The following is a 20785-nucleotide window of genomic DNA, read 5'->3' as shown; positions in this document are numbered from 1 at the left end:
CGGGTTACCCACGGATTCAAGCCTGCGTGCGGCCATCGTGGTTTAACGGGGCGCTTCTTAGATCAAGATCACAAAGATCAAAAGCAAGAGCACGGCGGCCTGAAAGCCGACCTGAGTGGTTGAAGCAGATCAAGGGCGGGTTTTGCATACACGGCAGATCTGCTTTTTTTGCTTTTTGTGGGAGGGGGCTTGCTCCCGATAGCAGTTTTACAGTTGATACATGAACTGACTGACCCACCGCCATCGGGAGCAAGCCCCCTCCCACAACTAATCCCACAGGGTGACCGGATTCCGGGCCACGGTCACAAATTTTGCGCAATCCTCGCTAATCGTGCCGCCTACTGCATAGAACTGGACAGTCACAAAGGCTTTGCGGCATAGTCGCCGGGTTCTGACGTACCCACATCAATAACAAGGAACAGCCGATGGCGACCTTACTGGTTCTTCACGGACCCAACCTGAACCTGCTCGGCACCCGCGAACCGGGCGTCTACGGGGCAGTTACGCTGGATCAGATCAACCTTGATCTGGAACAGCGGGCGCGTGATGCCGGCCACCATTTGCTCTACCTGCAAAGCAATGCCGAGTACGAACTGATTGATCGTATCCACGCCGCACGCAGCGAAAGCGTGGACTTTATCCTGATCAATCCCGCCGCTTTTACGCACACGAGTGTTGCATTACGTGACGCGCTGCTGGCGGTGAGCATCCCATTTATCGAAGTGCATTTGTCGAACGTGCACAAACGTGAACCTTTCCGCCATCACTCTTACTTCTCCGACGTAGCGGTAGGAGTGATCTGCGGCCTTGGCGCCAGCGGTTACCGACTGGCCCTGGAGGCCGCCCTGGAACAGCTTGAACAACCGGCCAAGCGCCCCTGACCGACCCTTGGGAGTTGATGATTCATGGATATCCGTAAAGTTAAGAAACTGATCGAACTGCTGGAAGAATCCGGTATCGACGAGCTGGAAATCAAGGAAGGCGAAGAGTCCGTACGGATCAGCCGTCACAGCAAGACCCCGGCCCAACAGTTCTACGCGCCACAGATGCAAGCACCGGCTCCGGCCGCTGCTGCCCCGGCCGCCGCGCCGGTTGCCGCTGCGCCAGCCGCACCGGCAGCGCCTGTGCTGAACGGCTTCGTGGTCAAGTCGCCAATGGTCGGTACGTTCTACCGCACCCCGGCACCGACCTCGCCAGCCTTCGTTGAAGTCGGCAAAACCGTGAAAGTGGGCGACACCATCTGCATCGTTGAAGCGATGAAGATGATGAACCACATCACGGCCGAAAAAGCCGGCGTCATCGAATCCATCCTGGTAGAAAACGGTCAGCCGGTTGAGTACGACCAGCCGCTGTTCACCATCGTTTGAACCGCGGAGCGCCTTCGATGTTGAAACCTGCGAAGAAACTGCAAAAAGTCCTGATCGCCAACCGCGGCGAGATCGCGCTGCGTATCCTGCGCGCCTGTAAGGAAGAGGGCATCAAGACCGTCGCTGTTTACTCGACGGCCGATACCGAATTGATGCACGTGAAACTGGCGGACGAAAGCATTTGCATCGGCCCGCCACTGGCCACGAACTCGTACCTGAAAGTCTCGAACATCATCGCGGCCGCAGAAGTGACCGGCGCTGATGGCATCCACCCGGGCTACGGCTTCCTCGCGGAAAACGCCGATTTCGCCGAACAGGTGGAAAAATCCGGGTTTGCCTTCATCGGCCCCAAAGCCGAAACCATTCGCCTGATGGGCGACAAGGTCTCGGCCAAAGACGCCATGATCGCAGCCGGCGTGCCTACCGTTCCAGGTTCCGACGGCCCACTGCCTGAAGACGAGGCCACCGCTTTGCGCATTGGTCGCGAAGTCGGCTACCCGGTGATCATCAAGGCCGCCGGTGGCGGTGGTGGTCGCGGCATGCGTGTGGTGCACAAGGAAGAAGACCTGATCGAGGCGGCCAAGCAAACCCGCTCCGAAGCGGCTGCCTGGTTTGGCAACCCGATGGTCTACCTCGAAAAGTACCTGACCAACCCACGTCACGTGGAAGTGCAGGTATTGTCCGACGGCCAGGGCCACGCCATCCACTTGGGCGACCGCGATTGCTCGCTGCAACGTCGTCACCAGAAAGTGCTGGAAGAGGCTCCGGCACCGGGCCTGGATGAAACCGCTCGCCAGGAAGTGTTGGCCCGCTGCGTCAAGGCGTGCATCGACATCAACTACCGTGGCGCCGGCACCTTCGAGTTCCTCTACGAAAACGGCCGTTTCTACTTCATCGAGATGAACACTCGCGTGCAGGTAGAACACCCGGTGTCGGAGATGGTGACCGGTATCGACATCGTCAAGGAGATGCTCAGCATCGCCGCCGGCAACGTGCTGTCCTTCACCCAGGACGACGTGAAGATCCACGGCCACTCGCTTGAGTGCCGGATCAACGCCGAAGACGCAAAAACCTTTATCCCAAGCCCTGGCCTGGTCAAGCATTTCCACGCGCCCGGCGGCAACGGCGTACGTGTGGATTCGCACCTGTACAGCGGCTACAAGGTTCCGTCCAACTACGACTCGTTGATCGGCAAGCTGATCACCTGGGGCGCGACTCGCGACGAGGCCATGGCCCGTATGCGCAATGCCCTGGACGAAATCGTGGTAGACGGCATCAAGACCAACATCCCGCTGCACCGGGACCTGGTACGTGATGAAGGCTTCTGCGAAGGTGGTGTGAACATTCACTACCTGGAACACAAGCTGGCCAACCAGTAAGTGCTCCACCCAACAAAGCCGCCTTCGGGCGGTTTTGTTGTTTCTGGGGTAGCAACAACACCAAAAAAACTTGTGGGAGGGGGCTTGCTCCCGATAGCGGTAGGTCAGCTGAAGATTATTTGACTGATACACCGCTATCGGGAGCAAGCCCCCTCCCACACGGGGCAAGCCCGCTCGCCACAAGCCCGCCGCTCGCGTAAACTTGCGCGCTTTCGCAGCCCCTTCCCTGCTGCACACTCATTATTTTCAAAGGTGCCCGCCATGCCTTGGCTGCAAGTCCGTCTCGCCATCAGCCCAGAACAAGCCGAAACCTACGAAGATGCTTTCCTCGAAGTCGGCGCGGTGTCCGTGACCTTCATGGACGCCGAAGACCAACCGATCTTCGAGCCTGAACTCAACACCACGCCGCTGTGGTCGCACACGCACTTGCTGGCCTTGTTCGAAGACGGCACCGACGCTGCCGCCGTGCTCGCGCATATGCAACTGCTCACCGGCAGCCCGCTGCCCGAGCACCACAGCGAAGTCATCGAAGACCAGGACTGGGAGCGCAGCTGGATGGACAACTTCCAGCCGATGCGTTTCGGCCAGCGCCTGTGGATCGTGCCAAGCTGGCACGCCGCGCCGGAGCCAGAGGCGGTCAACCTGCTGCTCGACCCCGGCCTGGCATTCGGCACCGGCACCCACCCCACCACCGCCTTGTGCCTGGAATGGCTGGACGGCCAGGACTTGACCGACTGCAACGTGCTGGACTTCGGCTGCGGCTCGGGCATCCTCGCGATTGCCGCGCTGCTGCTGGGCGCCAAGCAAGCCGTGGGCACCGACATCGACGTGCAGGCGCTGGAAGCCTCGCGCGATAACGCCGGGCGCAACCACATTCCTGAAGCCAACTTCCCGCTGTACCTGCCGGAACAATTGCCCCACGTGCAGGCCGATGTGCTGGTGGCGAATATCCTCGCCGGGCCGCTGGTGTCGCTGGCACCGCAGTTGTCGAGCCTGGTCAAGCCGGGCGGCCGCCTGGCGCTGTCGGGCATCCTCGCCGAGCAAGGTGAAGACGTGGCGGCGGCCTATGCCGAAGATTTCGAGCTGGACCCTATTGCTAACCGTGATGGCTGGGTACGCATCAGTGGTCGTCGGCGCTAGAATGAGCGCTTGCCTGAATCGGATGGCCGCATGACCGACAGTTTCGTCACCCAGTGCCCACATTGCCAAGCACGCTTTCGCGTCAACCACGCCCAACTGAGCGCGGCCCGTGGCGTGGTGCGCTGCGGCTCGTGCCTGCAAGTGTTCAACGCGGTTCGCCAGTTGCTGGAACAGCGCGCCAGCGCGTCGGCTCAGGAAGCTCAGGAAGCTCAGCTACCTGAGCCACCGGCTGTCGCGCAGCCAACCGCCGAGGCCGCGTCAAACCCACCGCGGGCGATCAGCCAGAAGCAGTGGACCAGCGAAGCACTGGACCTGGACAACCTCGACCTGGACGAAGAACTGGCCAAGCTGGAACGCCGCGATATTCAGCACAGCCATGTGCCCGGCGCGGAACGTCGCCAAGCGAGTGCCGACCGTCGGCTAAAGGAAGACGCCCTCAGCGCCAGCCGCGACCACCTCAAGGCCGAGGAAGAAAAGTGGGCCGCCAGCCTGTTCAGCGAGCCGTCTGGCGAGCGCGCGAAAGCGCCCCAAGACGCACCTGAACCGGCCAAGGCCGCTACGACCCGGCCGCGCACCGAACCGTCCATGTCGTTTCACGCCGATACTGTCGACGATGAGCCGCCGCTGCGTTCAACCGCTGACGAAGACGAAGATGAGGACGATCGGGACCCGCCCTTCACGCTGCTGACCAAAGCCGCCGACGCGTCGGACGCCCAAGAGCGCCCGCCACTGCGGCGCAAGCGCCCGAGCCCCGACGTTGGCGTGCACGACACGGTGCTGCAAGACCTGGAAGACGACCCACTGCACCTTTACGCGCAGAAGCGCCCGCAGAGCTTCGGCCGCCGCCTGGTATGGATAGTGCTGGTGCTGATCGCCGCCGCCGCCTTGGCGGGCCAGTACATCGCCTATCAGTTCGGCGACCTGGCGCGCCAGGACGCTTACCGCCCGTGGTTCCAGCAACTGTGCCCGACCCTCGGCTGCACGGTGCCATCACGCGTCGATATTTCGCACATCAAGAGCAGCAACCTGGTGGTGCGCAGCAACCCGGAATTCGCCGGGGCGCTGGTAGTGGATGCGATCGTCTACAACCGTGCGGCGTTCTCCCAGCCCTTCCCGCTGCTTGAGCTGCGCTTTGCCGACCTCAACGGCGGCCTGATTGCCAGTCGTCGGTTCAAACCTGCCGAATACCTGAGTGGCGAGCTGGCCGGGGTGAGCGAAATGCCGTCGCAAACACCGATCCATATCTCCCTGGATATTCTCGACCCCGGCAATAAAGCCGTGAATTACAGCCTGAGCTTCCACTCGCCCGAGTGAAACGGCACGCATACCGAGGTTTGACGGCGGATTTTTGACTTGCCGCCGCGCAACCAGAGCGACCGCGACAAACCAATAACTGTTCAGATTTTATCCAATTCAGCCTTTATCCAGTCATCGAGAGCGGGTATCATGCCAACCCTTTTTCGAACTCTAATGATCCGGCCCCACAACAGGGAAGCCCTATGTCGGCGGTACGCATCGGTCCATACACATTGCACAATGGCTTGATTCTCGCCCCGATGGCGGGCGTCACAGACCAGCCCTTTCGTCAGCTGTGCAAGCGCTTGGGCGCGGGTCTAGTAGTCTCTGAAATGGTCACCAGCGACATGAGTTTGTGGAACACCCGCAAATCGCGGATGCGCATGATCCACGAAGGTGATCCCGAGCCGCGCTCGGTACAGATCGCCGGTGGTGATGCGCAAATGCTCGCGGATGCGGCCCGAGCCAACGTGGAGCTGGGCGCACAGATCATTGACATCAACATGGGCTGCCCGGCCAAGAAGGTCTGCAACAAGGCTGCCGGTTCCGCGCTGTTGAAAGATGAGCAATTGGTAGCCGAGATCCTGCAGGCCGTGGTCGCCGCAGTGGATGTGCCGGTCACCCTGAAGATTCGTACCGGCTGGGACCGGGACAACAAAAACGGCCTGACGGTGGCCAGGATCGCCGAACAGGCAGGAATAGCAGCGCTGGCAGTGCATGGCCGCACCCGCGCCGACCTTTACACCGGTGAAGCCGAGTACGACACCATTGCCGCGATCAAGCAGGCGGTGTCGATGCCGGTGTTTGCCAATGGCGATATTGACTCAGCCCAGAAAGCCCAGCGCGTGCTGCACGCAACCGGTGCCGATGGCGTATTGATTGGCCGGGCTGCCCAGGGGCGGCCGTGGATTTTTCGTGAAATCGAGCATTTTTTGCGTACCGGCGAAGTATTGCCGGCACCGGAGTTGGTCGAGGTGGAACGTATTCTGCTAGAGCATTTGGCCGCCCTGCACGCCTTCTATGGAGACGTGATGGGCGTACGCATTGCTCGCAAGCATGTGGGTTGGTATCTCGCAACCCTGCCGGGCGCCAGGGAGTTTCGCGCCCACTTCAATCGTTTGGATGATACGCAAGCACAGGTCGCCACCGTTCGAGAGTTCTTCAGCGAGCGTGAAAAGAGCCTGGGAACAGGGGACGGAAAGGGGGTGGCCGCATGACGATGATGACCGAGACTTTAGTGAGTGGAACAACACCCGTGAGCGACAACGTCAATTTGAAACAGCACCTCAACACGCCGAGCGAAGAAGGCCAGACCCTTCGCGGGAGTGTCGAGAAGGCGCTGCACAATTATTTCGCCCACCTTGAGGGCGCTTCCGTCACGGACGTGTACAACCTGGTGCTCTCCGAAGTCGAGGCGCCCTTGCTCGAAAGCGTGATGAACTACGTCAAGGGCAACCAGACCAAAGCCAGTGAGCTGCTGGGCCTCAACCGTGGCACCTTGCGCAAAAAGCTCAAGCAGTACGATTTGCTGTAAGCATTCAATCAAACCAGAAAGGCGCCCGCGTAAAAAACGGACGCCTTTTTTGCTGACTCCTTTGCTTTTGATGGAAATTGAAATGACCGACCAGACCACCCGCCTGCCGATCCGCCGCGCCTTGATCAGCGTTTCCGACAAGACCGGGATCCTCGAATTTGCCCGGGAGCTGGAAGCTCTGGGCGTGGAAATTCTCTCCACGGGCGGGACCTTCAAACTGCTGCAGGACAACGGCGTGGCCGCAGTAGAAGTCGCGGACTACACCGGTTTCGCAGAAATGATGGACGGTCGGGTCAAGACCCTGCACCCGAAAATCCACGGTGGCATCCTCGGCCGTCGCGGTATCGACGACGCCATCATGAGCGAGCACGGCATCAAGCCGATCGACCTGGTGGCCGTTAACCTCTACCCCTTCGAAGCCACCATCAACAAGCCAGGCTGCGACCTGCCGAGCGCCATCGAGAACATCGATATCGGCGGCCCGACCATGGTTCGCTCGGCAGCAAAAAACCACAAAGACGTGGCCATCGTGGTTAACGCCAGCGACTACGCCCACGTGCTGGAAAGCCTCAAGGCCGGCGGCCTGACCTACGCGCAGCGTTTCGACCTGATGCTCAAGGCCTTCGAACACACCGCCGCCTACGACGGCATGATCGCCAACTACATGGGCACCGTGAACCAGGCGGCTGAAACCCTCAGCACCGAAGGCCGCAGCCAGTTCCCGCGCACCTTCAACAGCCAGTTCATCAAGGCCCAGGAAATGCGCTACGGCGAGAACCCGCACCAGAGCGCGGCGTTCTACGTGGAAGCCAAACCGGCCGAAGTCGGCATCGCCACCGCGACCCAACTGCAAGGCAAAGAGCTGTCCTACAACAACGTGGCCGACACCGATGCCGCGCTGGAATGCGTGAAAAGCTTCGTCAAGCCCGCCTGCGTGATCGTCAAGCACGCCAACCCGTGCGGCGTGGCCGTGAGCCCGGACGCTGAAGGCGGAATTCGCCAGGCCTACGAACTGGCCTACGCCACCGACACCGAATCCGCGTTCGGCGGCATTATCGCCTTCAACCGTGAACTCGACGCCGAGACCGCCAAGGCAATCGTTGAGCGCCAGTTCGTTGAAGTGATCATCGCCCCAAGCGTCAGCGCCGAAGCGCGCGCCATCGTTGCGGCCAAAGCCAATGTGCGCCTGCTGACCTGCGGCGAGTGGTCGGCTGACCGCGCCGCTGCCTGGGACTACAAGCGCGTCAACGGCGGCTTGCTGGTACAGAGCCGCGACATCGGCATGATCGGCAGCGCCGACCTCAAAGTGGTGACCCAGCGCGCACCGACCGAGCACGAGATCAACGACCTGATCTTCGCCTGGAAAGTCGCCAAGTACGTTAAATCCAACGCCATTGTGTATGCGAAGAACCGCCAGACCATCGGTGTTGGCGCTGGCCAGATGAGCCGCGTGAACTCGGCGCGTATCGCCGCAATCAAGGCTGAACACGCGGGCTTGCAGGTCGCCGGTTCGGTGATGGCGTCTGATGCGTTCTTCCCGTTCCGCGACGGTCTGGATAACGCCGCCAAGGCCAGTGTTACCGCCGTCATCCAACCGGGTGGCTCGATGCGCGATGCCGAAGTGATTGCCGCAGCTGATGAAGCCGGCATCGCCATGGTCTTCACCGGCATGCGCCACTTCCGCCACTGATCCATGTGGGAGGGGGCTTGCTGCCTCCCACATAAAGCGCTTTTGCTGCGCAAACAGAATTCGAGGTTTTTGAAATGAATGTTTTGATCATTGGCAGCGGTGGCCGTGAACACGCCCTGGCCTGGAAAGTAGCCCAGGACCCACGCGTGCAAAAAGTTTTTGTAGCACCCGGCAACGCCGGTACCGCGATTGAAGCCAAGTGCGAGAACGTCGCCATTGACGTTCTGGCCCTTGAGCAGTTGGCCGACTTCGCCGAGCAGAATGTATCCCTGACCATCGTCGGCCCGGAAGTGCCGTTGGTTGCAGGCGTCGTGGACCTGTTCCGCAGCCGTGGCCTGGACTGCTTCGGCCCTACCGCCGGCGCGGCGCAGCTGGAAGGCTCCAAAGCCTTCACCAAGGATTTCCTGGCGCGCCACAAGATCCCGACCGCCGACTACCAGAACTTCACCGAGATCGAGCCGGCGCTGGCTTACCTGCGTGAAAAAGGTGCACCCATCGTGATCAAGGCCGATGGCCTGGCCGCCGGCAAAGGCGTTATCGTTGCGATGACCCTGCTGGAAGCCGAAGACGCGGTGCGCGACATGCTCGCCGGCAACGCCTTTGGTGACGCCGGTTCACGCGTGGTCATCGAGGAGTTCCTCGACGGCGAAGAAGCCAGCTTTATCGTGATGGTCGACGGCAAAAACGTGCTGCCGATGGCCACCAGCCAAGACCACAAACGCGTCGGCGACGGCGACACTGGCCCGAACACCGGCGGCATGGGCGCGTACTCCCCAGCCCCCGTGGTGACCGCCGACGTTCACCAGCGCGTGATGGACCTGGTGATCTGGCCGACCGTGCGCGGCATGGCCGACGAAGGCAACGTGTACACCGGTTTCCTGTATGCCGGCCTGATGATCGACAAAGCCGGTAACCCGAAAGTCATCGAGTTCAACTGCCGCTTTGGCGACCCGGAAACCCAACCGGTGATGCTGCGTCTGCAATCGAGCCTGGTGCTGCTGGTAGAAGCGGCGCTGGCCCAAGCGCTGGACAAGGTTGAAGCGCAGTGGGACCCGCGCCCAAGCGTCGGTATTGTGCTGGCGGCCGGCGGCTACCCGGCCGACTACGCCAAGGGCGATGTGATTGAAGGTCTGGACGCGGCTGCTACGCTGGAAGGCAAGGTGTTCCATGCAGGCACCGCGCTCAAGGACGGCAATGTTGTAACCGCAGGTGGCCGTGTATTGTGCGCCACCGCGATGGGTGCCAGTGTCGACGCCGCGCAACAACAAGCGTATGCACTGGCCGCAAAAATCGACTGGAAAGGTTGCTTCTACCGCAAGGACATTGGCTACCGCGCCATTGCCCGCGAACGTGGCGAGAGCAACTGAACAGCTACAATCAAGTCGCTATCCGTTCGGTTAGGTAAGGGCCACTGGCCCTTGCCGTACTCATGTCGCCCCGCGCATAGTTAACCCGTGCATCAACCTACGAAGGGATTTCGCCGTGCGCTGGCTCAGGATCGCCATAGGTTTCACAGTCAGCCTGCTGACCTTGCTCTGCTTGTTCCCGGCCCAGGCCGCCGCGCAAGGCAGTGGCTGGTCGGTATTGCTTGATGAGCAGGCCGACTTGCAACTGAGCGACATCCGCTCCGCGCGCTATATCAACCAATTCAGCCCCATCGAACTGGACCGCATCACCGCCGCCGAACCGGACGGTGCGTTGTGGGTGCGCTTCAAGCTGCAACCCGGCAAGCACGAGCAAGTGCTGCGGGTATTCGCCCCCGACCTGTCCCACCTGAGCCTCTATGTACTGGACGGCGACACGCTGGTGGAACAACAAAACACCGGCACCCGCCAGCCCCAGGCGGCGCGCCCACTGCCCAGCAGCGATTTCATGCTGCCGCTGCCGCAAAGCCAGAAGACCCTCGATGTCTACCTGCGCCTGGTCTCTGAACATGAGCTGCGCCCCTATATCACCCTGGAACCTGCGGTACTTGCCGCTGCGGACCAGACGCAAACACTGATTTACGGCCTGTTGTTCGGCTGCTTGTTGATGCTGATCCTGCACAACCTCACGCGCTTCGCTTACCACCGCTCGCGCAGCAGCCTGTGGCTGGCGGCCTGCGAGGTGCTGTTGATGGCCAGCCTGGCGCTGTTGCTCAACCTGTTGGGCCCGTGGCTGCCGAACTGGCACGCCATGCAAACCCCCGGCGCCTACCTCGCCCTGCTGCTGACCGCGCCGTGCGGGCTGATGTATGCCTACCGGTTTTTCATGCCTTTAGGCCCACACCCGCTGAACAAGCTGTTGATGGCCGACATCCTGCTGATCGTGCTGTGCGGCCTGCTGTTGTTGTTCGTCAACACCTTGCCGCTGAACATCATCACCTACGCCCTGGTCGCACTGGCTGGCCTGAGCATGTTGTTTGTCTCGGCCTATCACTGGCAGAAAGGCTACCGGCCGGCGCGTCTGTTCGTGGCCGCAATGGTTGTGTTCAACATCGGCACACTGATCATCCTGCCTGCCCTGCTCGGCCTGACGCTGGTGGCGCCGCAAGGTTTAATCGTCACCCTGCTCGGGTTTGTCTGCCTCAGCGGCTTGCTGATGAGCCTGGCCTTGGGCGAACGCCAGCGCGCGCTTGTAGAAGCACGCTTCAGCCTCAGCCGCGACCTGGCCGCCAGCAACGCCGAAATCGCCGCCAAGGCCGAGTTCCTGGCAAAGATCAGCCACGAAATCCGCACCCCCATGAACGGCGTGCTGGGCATGACCGAGCTGCTGCTGGGCACGCCGCTGTCGGTGAAACAGCGTGACTACGTGCAAACCATCCACAGCGCCGGCAACGAACTGCTGACACTGATCAACGAGATTCTCGACATCTCCAAACTGGAGTCCGGGCAGATCGAGCTGGACGACGTGCAATTTGACCTCAACGCGCTGATCGAAGACTGCCTGAGCATCTTCCGCGCCAAGGCCGAACAGCAAAACGTCGAGCTGATCAGCTTTATCCAGCCGCAGGTGCCGCGCGTGATCAGTGGCGACCCGACGCGCCTGCGCCAGGCACTGTTGAGCCTGTTGGAAAACGCCCTGCAAAAAACCGACGAAGGCGAAGTGCTGATCGTCGTCGCCCTCGACGAACGCAGCACCAAGCCGCGCCTGCGCATCGCCGTGCAAGACAGCGGCCTGCCGATGGAGGCCGCCGAGCGCGACGCGTTGTTGCACAGCGAACTGCACAGCAAGAACTTCCTGTCGGCCACGCGTTTGAGCGGCCACTTGGGCCTGGTGATCGCCCGCCAACTGATTTTGTTGATGAACGGCGAGTTCGGCATCAAGAGCGGCAGTCATCAAGGCAGCACCTTGTGGTTAACCTTGCCGCTGGACCCGGAACGCCTGGAACACCCGACCTCCGACCTCGACGGCCCGCTCAAAGGCGCACGCGTATTGGTGGTGGACGACAACGACACCTGCCGCAAAGTGCTGGTGCAGCAATGCACCGCCTGGGGCCTGAACGTCAGCGCCGTGCCTTCGGGCAAAGAAGCCCTGGCGTTGCTGCGCACCAAGGCGCACCTGCGCGACTATTTCGACGTGGTGCTGCTGGACCAGAACATGCCCGGCATGACCGGCATGCAACTGGCGGCGAAAATCAAGGAAGACCCGAGCCTTAACCACGACATCCTGCTGATCATGCTGACCGGTATCAGCAACGCGCCGAGCAAGATCATCGCGCGCAACTGCGGGATCAAGCGCATCCTCGCCAAGCCGGTGGCCGGCTACACATTAAAAACCACCCTGGCCGATGAACTGACCCAACGCAACAAAGGTGTGGTGCAGCCACGCGTCGCCCTCAGCGCGCCTGCAGTCGTGACCGTGCCCAGCGATTTCCGCATCCTGGTGGCCGAAGACAACAGCATTTCCACCAAAGTGATACGCGGCATGCTCGGCAAGCTCAACCTCAACCCCGACACCGCCAGCAACGGCGAAGAAGCGCTGGAGGCGATGAAAGCCCAGCGTTACGACCTGGTGTTGATGGACTGTGAAATGCCGATCCTCGACGGTTTCTCCGCGACCCAACAGCTACGCGCGTGGGAAGTCAGCCACCAGCGTATTCGCACACCGGTAGTGGCGCTGACGGCGCATATCTTGTCGGAACATAAAGAACGCGCGCGCCAGGCCGGGATGGACGGGCATATGGCCAAGCCGGTGGAGTTATCGCAATTGCGCGAACTGGTGGAGTATTGGGTGGCGCAGCGTCAACAGCGACCGGAGCATGCGGCGTCCTGACCATGACTTGAAATGCGGCCCCTTGTGGGAGGGGGCTTGCTCCCGATAGCGGTGCCACCGTCAGCTGATCTGTCACTCAACCACCGCCATCGGGAGCAAGCCCCCTCCCACCTTTGATCTCTGTGCCCTGATAGACTCAGCCAACTTTACCCGCCCGCGAGCCACCCTCATGCTCCACGTGTTGTTCAGCGTTTACCTGAAAATGCTGGTGCTCTACAGCCCGTTCTTCGTGCTGTCTTGCTTCATCAGCCTGACCCGTGGCTATTCGAGCAAGGAACGCCGCCGCCTGGCCTGGAAAGTCGCGCTGGCGACACTCGTTTCAAGCGTGCTGCTCTACCTGTTCGGCCGGGTTATTTTCAGCGTCTTCGGCATCACCGTAGACGCCTTCCGCATCGGCGCCGGCAGCGTGCTGTTTATCTCGGCCTTGGGCATGGCCCAAGGCAAATCAACCGTGCAGACCGACAACGTGCAGCAAGACGTGACCATCGTGCCGCTGACCATCCCGCTGACGGTTGGCCCCGGCACCATCGGTGCATTGCTGGTGATGGGCGTCAGCCAGCCGCACTGGGATGACAAGCTCACCGCGATCCTCAGCATCGCCCTGGCCAGCCTCACGGTGGGCGTGGTGCTTTACCTGTCCAACCGTATCGAACGTATTCTGGGCGACCAGGGCTTGCAGATTGTCAGCCGGTTAATGGGGTTGTTTGTGTGCGCCCTCGCCGCGCAAATTATCTTCACCGGGGTGCGCGGCTATCTGCTGCCCTAGATGCGGTATTGGGCGATTGCCGACTGCACTTTGTCACCCGCGCTTTCGCGCATCAGTTGCAGGGTCTTTTCGTTAACCACCGACGTATTCAGCACCAGGCAGGTCTGCCCGCTGAAGGCCTCGAACGAGGCGCTGTCCCACTCCAGAAACGGCAACCCGAGCTGTTTGCTCACGCCTTGAGAGCTGTAAGTCACCAGCACCATCATCAGTTCGCCAGCGGTTTCGGCGCAGGACGCCAGGCCGAAATCACCGCCTTGATGCACGCTGCTGTTGCGCTTGAACAGCTCGAATGAGGCAGGTTGCTGCTTCAGGGCCTCCAGTGCGTCGGCCGCCAATTTTGGCATTGCAGCGAGCAATGGCCCGGCCAATGAGGTCGACGCCAGCATCGCGGCAATCATGCTCAGCGCTGTCAGTTGCACGGTCAGGCCCTTGCCCGAGCTTTTGACCCGCTCGAAACGGCTGCGCAGCGGCAGCCAGCCCAAACTGATCATCACCTTGATAAATTCGTCGTACCAGGCCTGCGTGCCACGCTGCACTTTCAACACGTCGCTGACGTAGCTGCTCGCCAACAGGTAGCTCTTGCGGATGTACTCGCGGTTCAAGGCGGATATGCCTTCAACAAACGAGATCACACCGTTGTTCACCACCGCCGCGTTGCAATCATCCTCTGTGCCCGGTGGCACAACCGGCGTAGCGCCCGGTGCACCTGGCAGCTTATAGGCGGCAATCAGCTTGCGCCTTTTCGCATTGATGACCCTTTTGTGATGTCGCTCCATTTTCAATTCTCCACAAGCACCCCACATGGGGTTCGCCTTCACACTAGTCGAGTGGCGGGCGGGCTTTCCAGACGACAAACATCGCTTGGCGCCACCGCCCAAACAGCTCGCCCCAGCAATAACAAGGCGCGCCTGTGGGCGTTACGTATTTCATCGATAAAAAAAGAAAAAGCCCCGAACAACGGCAGATTTTTACCTGGCGTTATTCGGAGCTTTCTCGCGCGGGGCGGGGCGTTTTCAGGAGGCCGGTTTTTCGCCGTACCAGCGCGGCGTGTACACCCACTCCCCGCCACCCGCGCGCGGGAACACGCACGTGGTGGACGAGCCGATCAGCACCATGGTGCGCATGTCGACCTGCGCAGGCGTCAATTGCCCGAGCGTGGTGACGCGCAGCGTCTGGCCGGGGCGACCAATATCACGCCCCAGCACCACCGGGGTTTCAGGCGTGCGATGCAGCGCGACAATTTCCAGCGCACGCCCGAGTTGCCAGGGCCGCGCACGCGAGATCGGGTTATAGAACGCCAGCGCCAGGTCGGCCTGGGACGCGAGGTCCAGGCGCTTTTCAATGATCGACCAAGGCTTGAGGTTGTCGGACAGCGACATCACGCAAAAATCATGGCCCAGCGGCGCACCCGCTTGCGCGGCGGTGGCCAGAGACGCCGAGACGCCCGGCAATATCTGCAGGTCGACTTGATGCCAGGCCGCGTCACTCGATTCGTGCAAGGCTTCGATCACGGCGGCGGCCATGGCGAACACGCCAGGGTCGCCGGACGACACCACCACCACCGAACGGCCTTGCGCAGCCAGCTCAAACGCATGGCGCGCGCGCTGCATTTCTTCGCGGTTGTCGGTGCAGTGCTGCACCTGGTCATCACGAAACGGCCCGGCCATGCGCACATAGGTTTCGTAGCCCAGCACATCGGTGCAACGCGCCAATTCAGCCTTGACCGCCGGCACCATCAACTCGGCGGCGCCGGGGCCGAGGCCGATCACAGCAAGGCGGCCACGCGGGCGACCGACGTGTAACAGGTTCAGCGGTTGCTCGGCCACAGTGATAACAACGTCGGCGTGTTGCGCCACCTCAGCAAACCGCAGCGGCACCCCCAGTTCCAGCGCCGCCGCCTGCAACGACGCCTCGGCCATGTGCGTTTCACTGGCCAACAGGCACGCCAGCGACTGCACGGCGATGCCAGCCTGATGCAACGCCAACCGCACACGCGCGGCCAAATCCGCGCCCGGCTGGCAGGTAACGCAGACATTTTTTGGATAAATCAGCAATTCATTCGCCGCCGGCACGCGCTCGGCGTTGCCCACATGAATCGTCAGGTAGGCCTGCTGATCCTGCGGCAGGTTGGCCTGCTCCAGCCACGGCGCCGCACCTTCAATACGCACCGGTGCGCCCGCCAACAGGTCCGAGACAAAACGCTTGCCCAGCTCAAGGTCAGCCAACTGATACCCCGCTGGCGGGTTGAGCAGGCAAGTGCCGAAACGCAGCTCGCCGCTGGTGGTGATCGCCGCGGCCACACCGAGTGCAGCGCCGATGTCACGCGCCATCACGTTCACCCCGCCCAGCCCACCGAGCAACGGCACCACGGCACTGCCGTCTTCGGCCACGGCGAGCACGGCGGGTTCTTCGCCTTTTTCCAGCAGCAGCGGCGCCAGCGTGCGGATGACGATACCGGCGGCGCACAGCGCGATCAGCGGCGTGCCTTGTTGATAAAGCTGGCGCAGGGTCGCGCCGAACTCGCTGTACACCTGGTCGGCACCGTCAACCCGCCCGGCCAAGCCGTGGATCAACGCGCCGGGGTAAACCTGCGCGATCTTGCGCGCAGTGGCCAGGCTGCCCTGGCCCAGAATAATGATCGCCGGGGTCATCAACCTTGCCACCTTTCACCCGGAACGATGATCAACGAGAAGTACGGCGACGACGTCGGGTCAACCTCAGCCAGCGGCACGATTTTCTGGTTCGACATAGTCGCGCGCTCCACGTACAACGCGCGCTCGGCCAAACCGAGTTCTTCCAGCACCTGACGCACTTTGTGGAAGTTGCGCCCCAGCTTCATGATCACCGCCGCATCCGCATCAGCCAAGCGACGCTTGAGGTCGTCATGCGGCAATACGCCCGACAGCACCGACAGGCTCTGATTGCGATACACCAGCGGCGCGCCGAGTACCGAGGCACCGCCCAACATCGAGCACACGCCGGGGATAACCTGTGCCTCATAGTGCTCGGCCAAGCGGTCGTGCAGGTACATGTAGGAGCCGTAGAAAAACGGATCGCCTTCACAGATCACCGCCACATCGCGGCCGGCATCCAGGTGCGCGGCCACGTCCAGGCTGGCCCGGTCGTAGAAGTCGCTGATCACTTGCTCATAAGACAGCGGCGCCGGCAGCGCCTCGGTGGTCACCGGGTACACCAGCGGCATCAGCGTCTGCTGCGCCACCAAGTGGTCTTCAATGATACCGAACGCGTTGCCCTTCTTGCCCTTGGCCACGAAGTACGCCACCACCGGCGACTCGCGCAGCAAGCGCAGGGCTTTGACGGTGATCAGTTCCGGGTCGCCGGGGCCTACGCCCAGGCCAAGCAAACGTCCGCGTGCGGGCATTATTCGACCTCCGTGGCCAAGGCGTTCACCGCAGCGGCGGCCATTGCACTGCCGCCCAAGCGGCCTTGCATGATCACGAACGGCACGCCACGGCTATCGGCCGCGAGCATCGCCTTGGACTCGGCAGCGCCGACAAAGCCTACCGGAAAACCGAGAATCAACGCAGGCTTCGGCGCGCCGGCATCGAGCATTTCGAGCAGGTAGAACAACGCGGTCGGCGCGTTACCAATCACCACCACACTGCCTTCCAGGTGCGGGCGCCACAGCTCCAGCGCGGCAGCGGAGCGGGTGTTGCCCAGCTCAAGCGCCAACGCCGGCACGCTGTCGTCGCGCAGGGTGCAAATCACCTGGTTATTCGCCGGCAGGCGGGTGCGCGTCACGCCTTCGGAGACCATCCGCGCATCGCACAAAATCGGCGCGCCCGCCGCCAGCGCATCGCGCCCGGCCTTGCCTGCGCCTTCGGAAAACTGCAGGCCGTCAATGGCGTCAACCATGCCGCACGCGTGAATCACCCGCACGGCGAGTTTTTCCAGGTCGGCCGGGATGCGCTCCAACTTGGCTTCCGCGCGAATAATGGCAAAGGAGTTGCGATAGATCTCCTGACCGTCGCGGATGTAATCAATCATCGGTGTTGCTCCGTGGGCGAGCGCGCAGCAAGGCGCCCGCCGCTTCAATAGAAAGAGTGCGCGCGTGCAGCCGGCCGAAACCTGGCTGAGCTGCCTCGCGAAAATAGACGTCGTAGTGGCCGGGGCTGACTGCCAGCAAGGTGACCGGCGCGGTGTGCGCGGCGGCGCAGGAGCGCGAACAGCCCGACAGGTGCACCTCAGCGCCGGGTTGCAACGCGGCCAGTTGCACGGCGTCGGCCTTGGTGTCGGCCAGGCCTTTGCCGCAACCGCTGGAACCGGTGCAGGCGATCATGCGCGCCAAGGGTTGCTCGACTGAACAGAGAAAGCCGAGTTGCATCAGGCCTTCGGTCACCGCGTGAGGGTGTTTAACGTTGGGCAGCAGCACGCCCTGCCAGGGTGTGAAACGCAACGTGCCGTCGCCGAACTCGCTGGCGAGTTGCGCGGCGCCCTTGAGCATCATCGAGTCGAGGCGCCCCAAGGGGGCAACAGCAGCAACGTAGTGCTGATCTTTTTGACGCTGTGGATAACTTCCCAAGTGCAACACAGCGCCACTGGCCGGGCGCTTGAAGCCATCCACCGGCAGCAGCGGCAGGCTGAGGTGGCGCAGCAAGTTATCCACAGCCAAATGGCGCATGCGCGTTTGCTCAGGCGTGGCGAGGTCGAGAAACGCCTCCAGCACGCCGACCACCAGTGCATGGCCTTGGTCCAGCCGCACCGCGGCCAACGGCGCATCCAGCCCAGGGCAACCGGCCAGGCCGAACGCCAGCAGCGTCTCGCCCTCGCGCTCAAAGGCTGACAGCCACAGGTCATGGTGATGTTCGAGCATCGCCAACGCCTCACCGCCATCCAGTTGCACGGCGAACTTGGCCGACAGCTCGTGGAAGCGCGGGTGGTTTTGCAGCGTCGCGAGGATCTGCTCGGCCAGCGGGCGGGTGTCGAACAGCATCTGCGGGTCGATACCGGCGCCGGGGCTGAGCATCAGGTTGCGCACGTCGTCACCGGCGGCGTTGTTCGGGCCTAAACCTGCGGCCAACAGCGCGGCAATCAAGGCGCCTTGCTCGGCGCCAATACCGCGAATCTGCAGATTGGCGCGGTTGGTCGCCTCGATCACCCCGCCGGCGTAGGCCTGGGCGGCGTCTGCCAGCGCATGGGCTTGCGCTGCGCTGATCGAACCACCGGCCAATTTGATCCGGCAAATGCCGCCATCCAACGCCTGGACGATACGCAGCAACCCCGGGCAAGCCGAGGGGCGCAAAGTATTCAGAGCAGGCGTTGGGTTCACGGGGCTACCGGTTGACGGGTAAAGGCGCGGTATTATGCCTGCTTTGTCCGGCGGCATGAAAAGCCTGCCCGTCGGATGTCGTTCAAGGAATTGATATGTCGCCCTGGCTGACGGTTGTAGGCATCGGTGAAGACGGCTTCAAGGGGCTCGGCAGAAACGCCCGGCATGCCTTGCTGCGCGCCTCGCGGATTATAGGTGGCCAACGCCAGTTGGACCTCTTGCCGGTGTGTATTCGTGGCGAACGCCAGCTGTGGCCGAGCCCGTTTACGCTGGAGCCGGTGCTGGCGCGGCGCGGCGAGCCGGTGTGTGTGCTGGCCAGCGGCGACCCGATGTTCTATGGCGTGGGCGCCAGTTTGGCGCGGCAGGTGGCGGCTGAAGAGTTGCTGATTTTACCGGCGCCCTCGTCGGTTTCACTGGCGGCGGCGCGGCTCGGTTGGCCGTTGCAGGACGTGGTGACGTTATCCGTGGTGGCTCGGCCAATGGCGGCGATTAATGCGCACCTGGCCAGTGGCACTCGGTTGCTGGTGCTGAGTAATGATGGGCGCAGCCCTGCGCAGATTGCCGCGCTGTTGGTTGAGTCCGGGTTTGCGCCTAGCCGGTTGAGCGTGTTTGAACACCTGGGCGGCGCGGCCGAGCAGCGTATCGACGGGCTGGCAGAGGAGTGGAAACACCGTTCAGTCGCCGATTTGAATCTGGTCGCCATCGACTGCCTGGCCGACGCCAACACGCCGCGCCTGTCACGCCTCGCCGGGCTGCCCGACGCCGCGTTCAAACACGACGGCCAACTGACCAAGCGCGATGTGCGCGCCATGACCCTCGCCCGCCTCGCGCCAATGCCCGGCGAACTGTTGTGGGATGTCGGCGCGGGCAGCGGCTCCATCGGCATCGAATGGATGCGCGCGCACCCAAGCTGCCGCGCCGTGGCGATTGAAGCCGATGCAGGCCGCCAAGGGTTGATTGAACACAACCGCGACGCTCTTGGCGTGCCCGGCCTGCAACTGATTCGCGGCAAGGCGCCGCACGCTTTGCAGGGTTTGGAAGCACCGGATGCGATCTTCATTGGCGGCGGCGTCACCCGCGACGGCGTGCTCGACACCTGCTGGCAACACCTGCGCCCCGGTGGTCGGCTCGTCGCTAATGCGGTGACCCTGCAAAGTGAAATGACCTTGATGAACTGGCGCGACCAGCACGGCGGCGAACTGACACGCATCCATGTGGCTCAGGCTCAGCCGTTGGGCGAGTTTGATACATGGCGCCAGGCGCTGCCGATCACTTTGCTGGACGTGGTGAAGCCGCTATGACGCGCATTCTGTTGCTGGGCGGCGTGACTGAAGCGCTGGCGATTGCCCGCACGCTCGGCCCGCAGCATATCTACAGCCTGGCGGGCGTGGGTCGCGTACCGACGGACCTGACCTGCCAAGTGCGTGTCGGCGGTTATGGCGGGGCCGAAGGTTTGGCGCAGTTTGTTCGCGATGAAAACATCAGTTTGATACTTGATGCCACGCACCCCTATGCCGCGCAGATCAGCCAGAACGCGGCCCTGGCGGCGCGCTTATGCGGTATTCCAAGCTGGGCATTGCGGCGCCCCGCGTGGCAACCGCAGGCGGCGGACGACTGGCGCGAGGTAAGTGATTGGGCCCAATTGATTGAAGCGCTGAAGCCGTTCAAGCGTCCGTTGTTCACGCTGGGCCGCGAGCCGTTGCAGCATCTGCAAGAGATCCCCGCCGAGCAGTTCTGGACCCTGCGCGCGCTGGATGTGTACCCCGGCAATGAACGCTGCGAAGTGATCGGCGCACGTGGGCCGTTTCTGATTGAAGATGAGCGCGCGTTGTTTGAGCGGCGTGGGATTGACGTGCTGATCAGCAAGAACAGCGGCAGTGCGGCCACCGAGCCCAAGCTTGAAGTGGCGCGGGAACGTGGAGTGCCGGTGGTGGTGTTGAAGCGGCCGGTGCTGGCTGCTGTGGAACGGGAGTTCACCACCGTGGCCGCGCTGCTGAAGGCAATCACCGACCTCTGAACAACACTTTTCTAATGTGGCAGGGGGCTTGCTCCCGATGGCGGTGTGTCAG

At 62.3% G+C, this 20785-nt stretch carries 18 protein-coding genes; 13 read left to right on the top strand and 5 right to left on the bottom strand.

Features of this window, described 5'->3' with window-relative positions; genetic code table 11:
• Positions 1–425 precede the first annotated feature (425 nt).
• The 11 genes from aroQ to F0169_RS15745 all read left to right on the top strand — a co-directional run bounded on the left by aroQ (position 426) and on the right by F0169_RS15745 (position 13426).
• Positions 426–881 (top strand): type II 3-dehydroquinate dehydratase, encoded by a 456-nt coding sequence (gene aroQ / locus F0169_RS15795; protein ID WP_058414521.1) that lies wholly within the window; start codon positions 426–428, stop codon positions 879–881.
• A gap of 24 nt (positions 882–905) precedes the next feature.
• Positions 906–1367 carry an acetyl-CoA carboxylase biotin carboxyl carrier protein gene (gene accB / locus F0169_RS15790; RefSeq protein ID WP_058414520.1) on the top strand — a complete coding sequence of 154 codons (462 nt, stop codon included), beginning with the start codon at positions 906–908 and terminating at the stop codon, positions 1365–1367.
• A 17-nt stretch (positions 1368–1384) separates the two neighbouring features.
• Positions 1385–2746 (top strand): acetyl-CoA carboxylase biotin carboxylase subunit, encoded by a 1362-nt coding sequence (accC, locus tag F0169_RS15785; RefSeq protein ID WP_058414519.1) that lies wholly within the window; start codon positions 1385–1387, stop codon positions 2744–2746.
• A gap of 261 nt (positions 2747–3007) precedes the next feature.
• The gene (gene prmA / locus F0169_RS15780; RefSeq protein ID WP_058414518.1) at positions 3008–3886 is read left to right on the top strand and encodes a 50S ribosomal protein L11 methyltransferase; all 879 of its coding nucleotides are present in this window, start codon (positions 3008–3010) and stop codon (positions 3884–3886) included.
• A 30-nt stretch (positions 3887–3916) separates the two neighbouring features.
• Positions 3917–5200, top strand: a complete 1284-nt coding sequence (locus F0169_RS15775) for a DUF3426 domain-containing protein (protein ID WP_152747021.1) — start codon at positions 3917–3919, stop codon at positions 5198–5200.
• 185 nt (positions 5201–5385) lie between these two features.
• Complete coding sequence (gene dusB / locus F0169_RS15770; RefSeq protein ID WP_152747020.1) at positions 5386–6399, top strand: tRNA dihydrouridine synthase DusB; 1014 nt, start codon at positions 5386–5388, stop codon at positions 6397–6399.
• The gene (gene fis / locus F0169_RS15765; protein WP_002555375.1) at positions 6396–6716 is read left to right on the top strand and encodes a DNA-binding transcriptional regulator Fis; all 321 of its coding nucleotides are present in this window, start codon (positions 6396–6398) and stop codon (positions 6714–6716) included. The genes dusB and fis overlap by 4 nt, the downstream gene beginning before the upstream one ends.
• 82 nt (positions 6717–6798) lie before the next feature.
• On the top strand, positions 6799–8406 hold the full coding sequence (purH, locus tag F0169_RS15760) for a bifunctional phosphoribosylaminoimidazolecarboxamide formyltransferase/IMP cyclohydrolase (protein WP_152747019.1): 1608 nt from the start codon (positions 6799–6801) through the stop codon (positions 8404–8406).
• A 74-nt stretch (positions 8407–8480) separates the two neighbouring features.
• On the top strand, positions 8481–9773 hold the full coding sequence (gene purD, locus F0169_RS15755; RefSeq protein ID WP_152747018.1) for a phosphoribosylamine--glycine ligase: 1293 nt from the start codon (positions 8481–8483) through the stop codon (positions 9771–9773).
• 115 nt (positions 9774–9888) lie between these two features.
• Entirely contained in the window at positions 9889–12660 is a 2772-nt protein-coding gene (locus tag F0169_RS15750) for a hybrid sensor histidine kinase/response regulator (protein ID WP_058414513.1), read from the top strand.
• Between the two features lie 169 nt (positions 12661–12829).
• Positions 12830–13426 (top strand): MarC family protein, encoded by a 597-nt coding sequence (locus tag F0169_RS15745; protein WP_122249826.1) that lies wholly within the window; start codon positions 12830–12832, stop codon positions 13424–13426.
• On the opposite strand, the gene F0169_RS15740 is transcribed toward F0169_RS15745, so the two are convergent.
• The 5 genes from F0169_RS15740 to cobG all read right to left on the bottom strand — a co-directional run bounded on the left by F0169_RS15740 (position 13423) and on the right by cobG (position 18773).
• On the bottom strand, positions 13423–14202 hold the full coding sequence (locus F0169_RS15740) for a hypothetical protein (RefSeq protein ID WP_058414511.1): 780 nt from the start codon (positions 14200–14202) through the stop codon (positions 13423–13425). The genes F0169_RS15745 and F0169_RS15740 overlap by 4 nt on opposite strands.
• 237 nt (positions 14203–14439) lie before the next feature.
• Entirely contained in the window at positions 14440–16077 is a 1638-nt protein-coding gene (gene cobJ / locus F0169_RS15735; RefSeq protein WP_152747017.1) for a precorrin-3B C(17)-methyltransferase, read from the bottom strand.
• Positions 16077–16808, bottom strand: coding sequence for a precorrin-2 C(20)-methyltransferase (locus F0169_RS15730; protein ID WP_058414509.1), 732 nt, complete (start codon positions 16806–16808; stop codon positions 16077–16079). Before F0169_RS15730 ends, cobJ begins: the two co-directional genes overlap by 1 nt.
• Positions 16808–17434, bottom strand: coding sequence for a precorrin-8X methylmutase (locus F0169_RS15725; RefSeq protein WP_058414508.1), 627 nt, complete (start codon positions 17432–17434; stop codon positions 16808–16810). The genes F0169_RS15730 and F0169_RS15725 overlap by 1 nt, the downstream gene beginning before the upstream one ends.
• Positions 17427–18773, bottom strand: coding sequence for a precorrin-3B synthase (gene cobG / locus F0169_RS15720; RefSeq protein WP_152747016.1), 1347 nt, complete (start codon positions 18771–18773; stop codon positions 17427–17429). The genes F0169_RS15725 and cobG overlap by 8 nt, the downstream gene beginning before the upstream one ends.
• Positions 18774–18811: 38 nt before the next feature.
• Between cobG and cbiE the strand changes: the two genes are divergently transcribed.
• Both cbiE and F0169_RS15710 read left to right on the top strand, forming a co-directional pair.
• Positions 18812–20017, top strand: a complete 1206-nt coding sequence (cbiE, locus tag F0169_RS15715) for a precorrin-6y C5,15-methyltransferase (decarboxylating) subunit CbiE (RefSeq protein ID WP_152747015.1) — start codon at positions 18812–18814, stop codon at positions 20015–20017.
• Complete coding sequence (locus F0169_RS15710; RefSeq protein ID WP_152747014.1) at positions 20014–20733, top strand: cobalt-precorrin-6A reductase; 720 nt, start codon at positions 20014–20016, stop codon at positions 20731–20733. The genes cbiE and F0169_RS15710 overlap by 4 nt, the downstream gene beginning before the upstream one ends.
• Positions 20734–20785: the final 52 nt, after the last annotated feature.

Source organism: Pseudomonas kitaguniensis (assembly GCF_009296165.1).
In the GTDB taxonomy this organism is placed as follows: domain Bacteria; phylum Pseudomonadota; class Gammaproteobacteria; order Pseudomonadales; family Pseudomonadaceae; genus Aquipseudomonas; species Aquipseudomonas kitaguniensis.
This window is presented reverse-complemented; position numbering and strand designations above follow the sequence as displayed.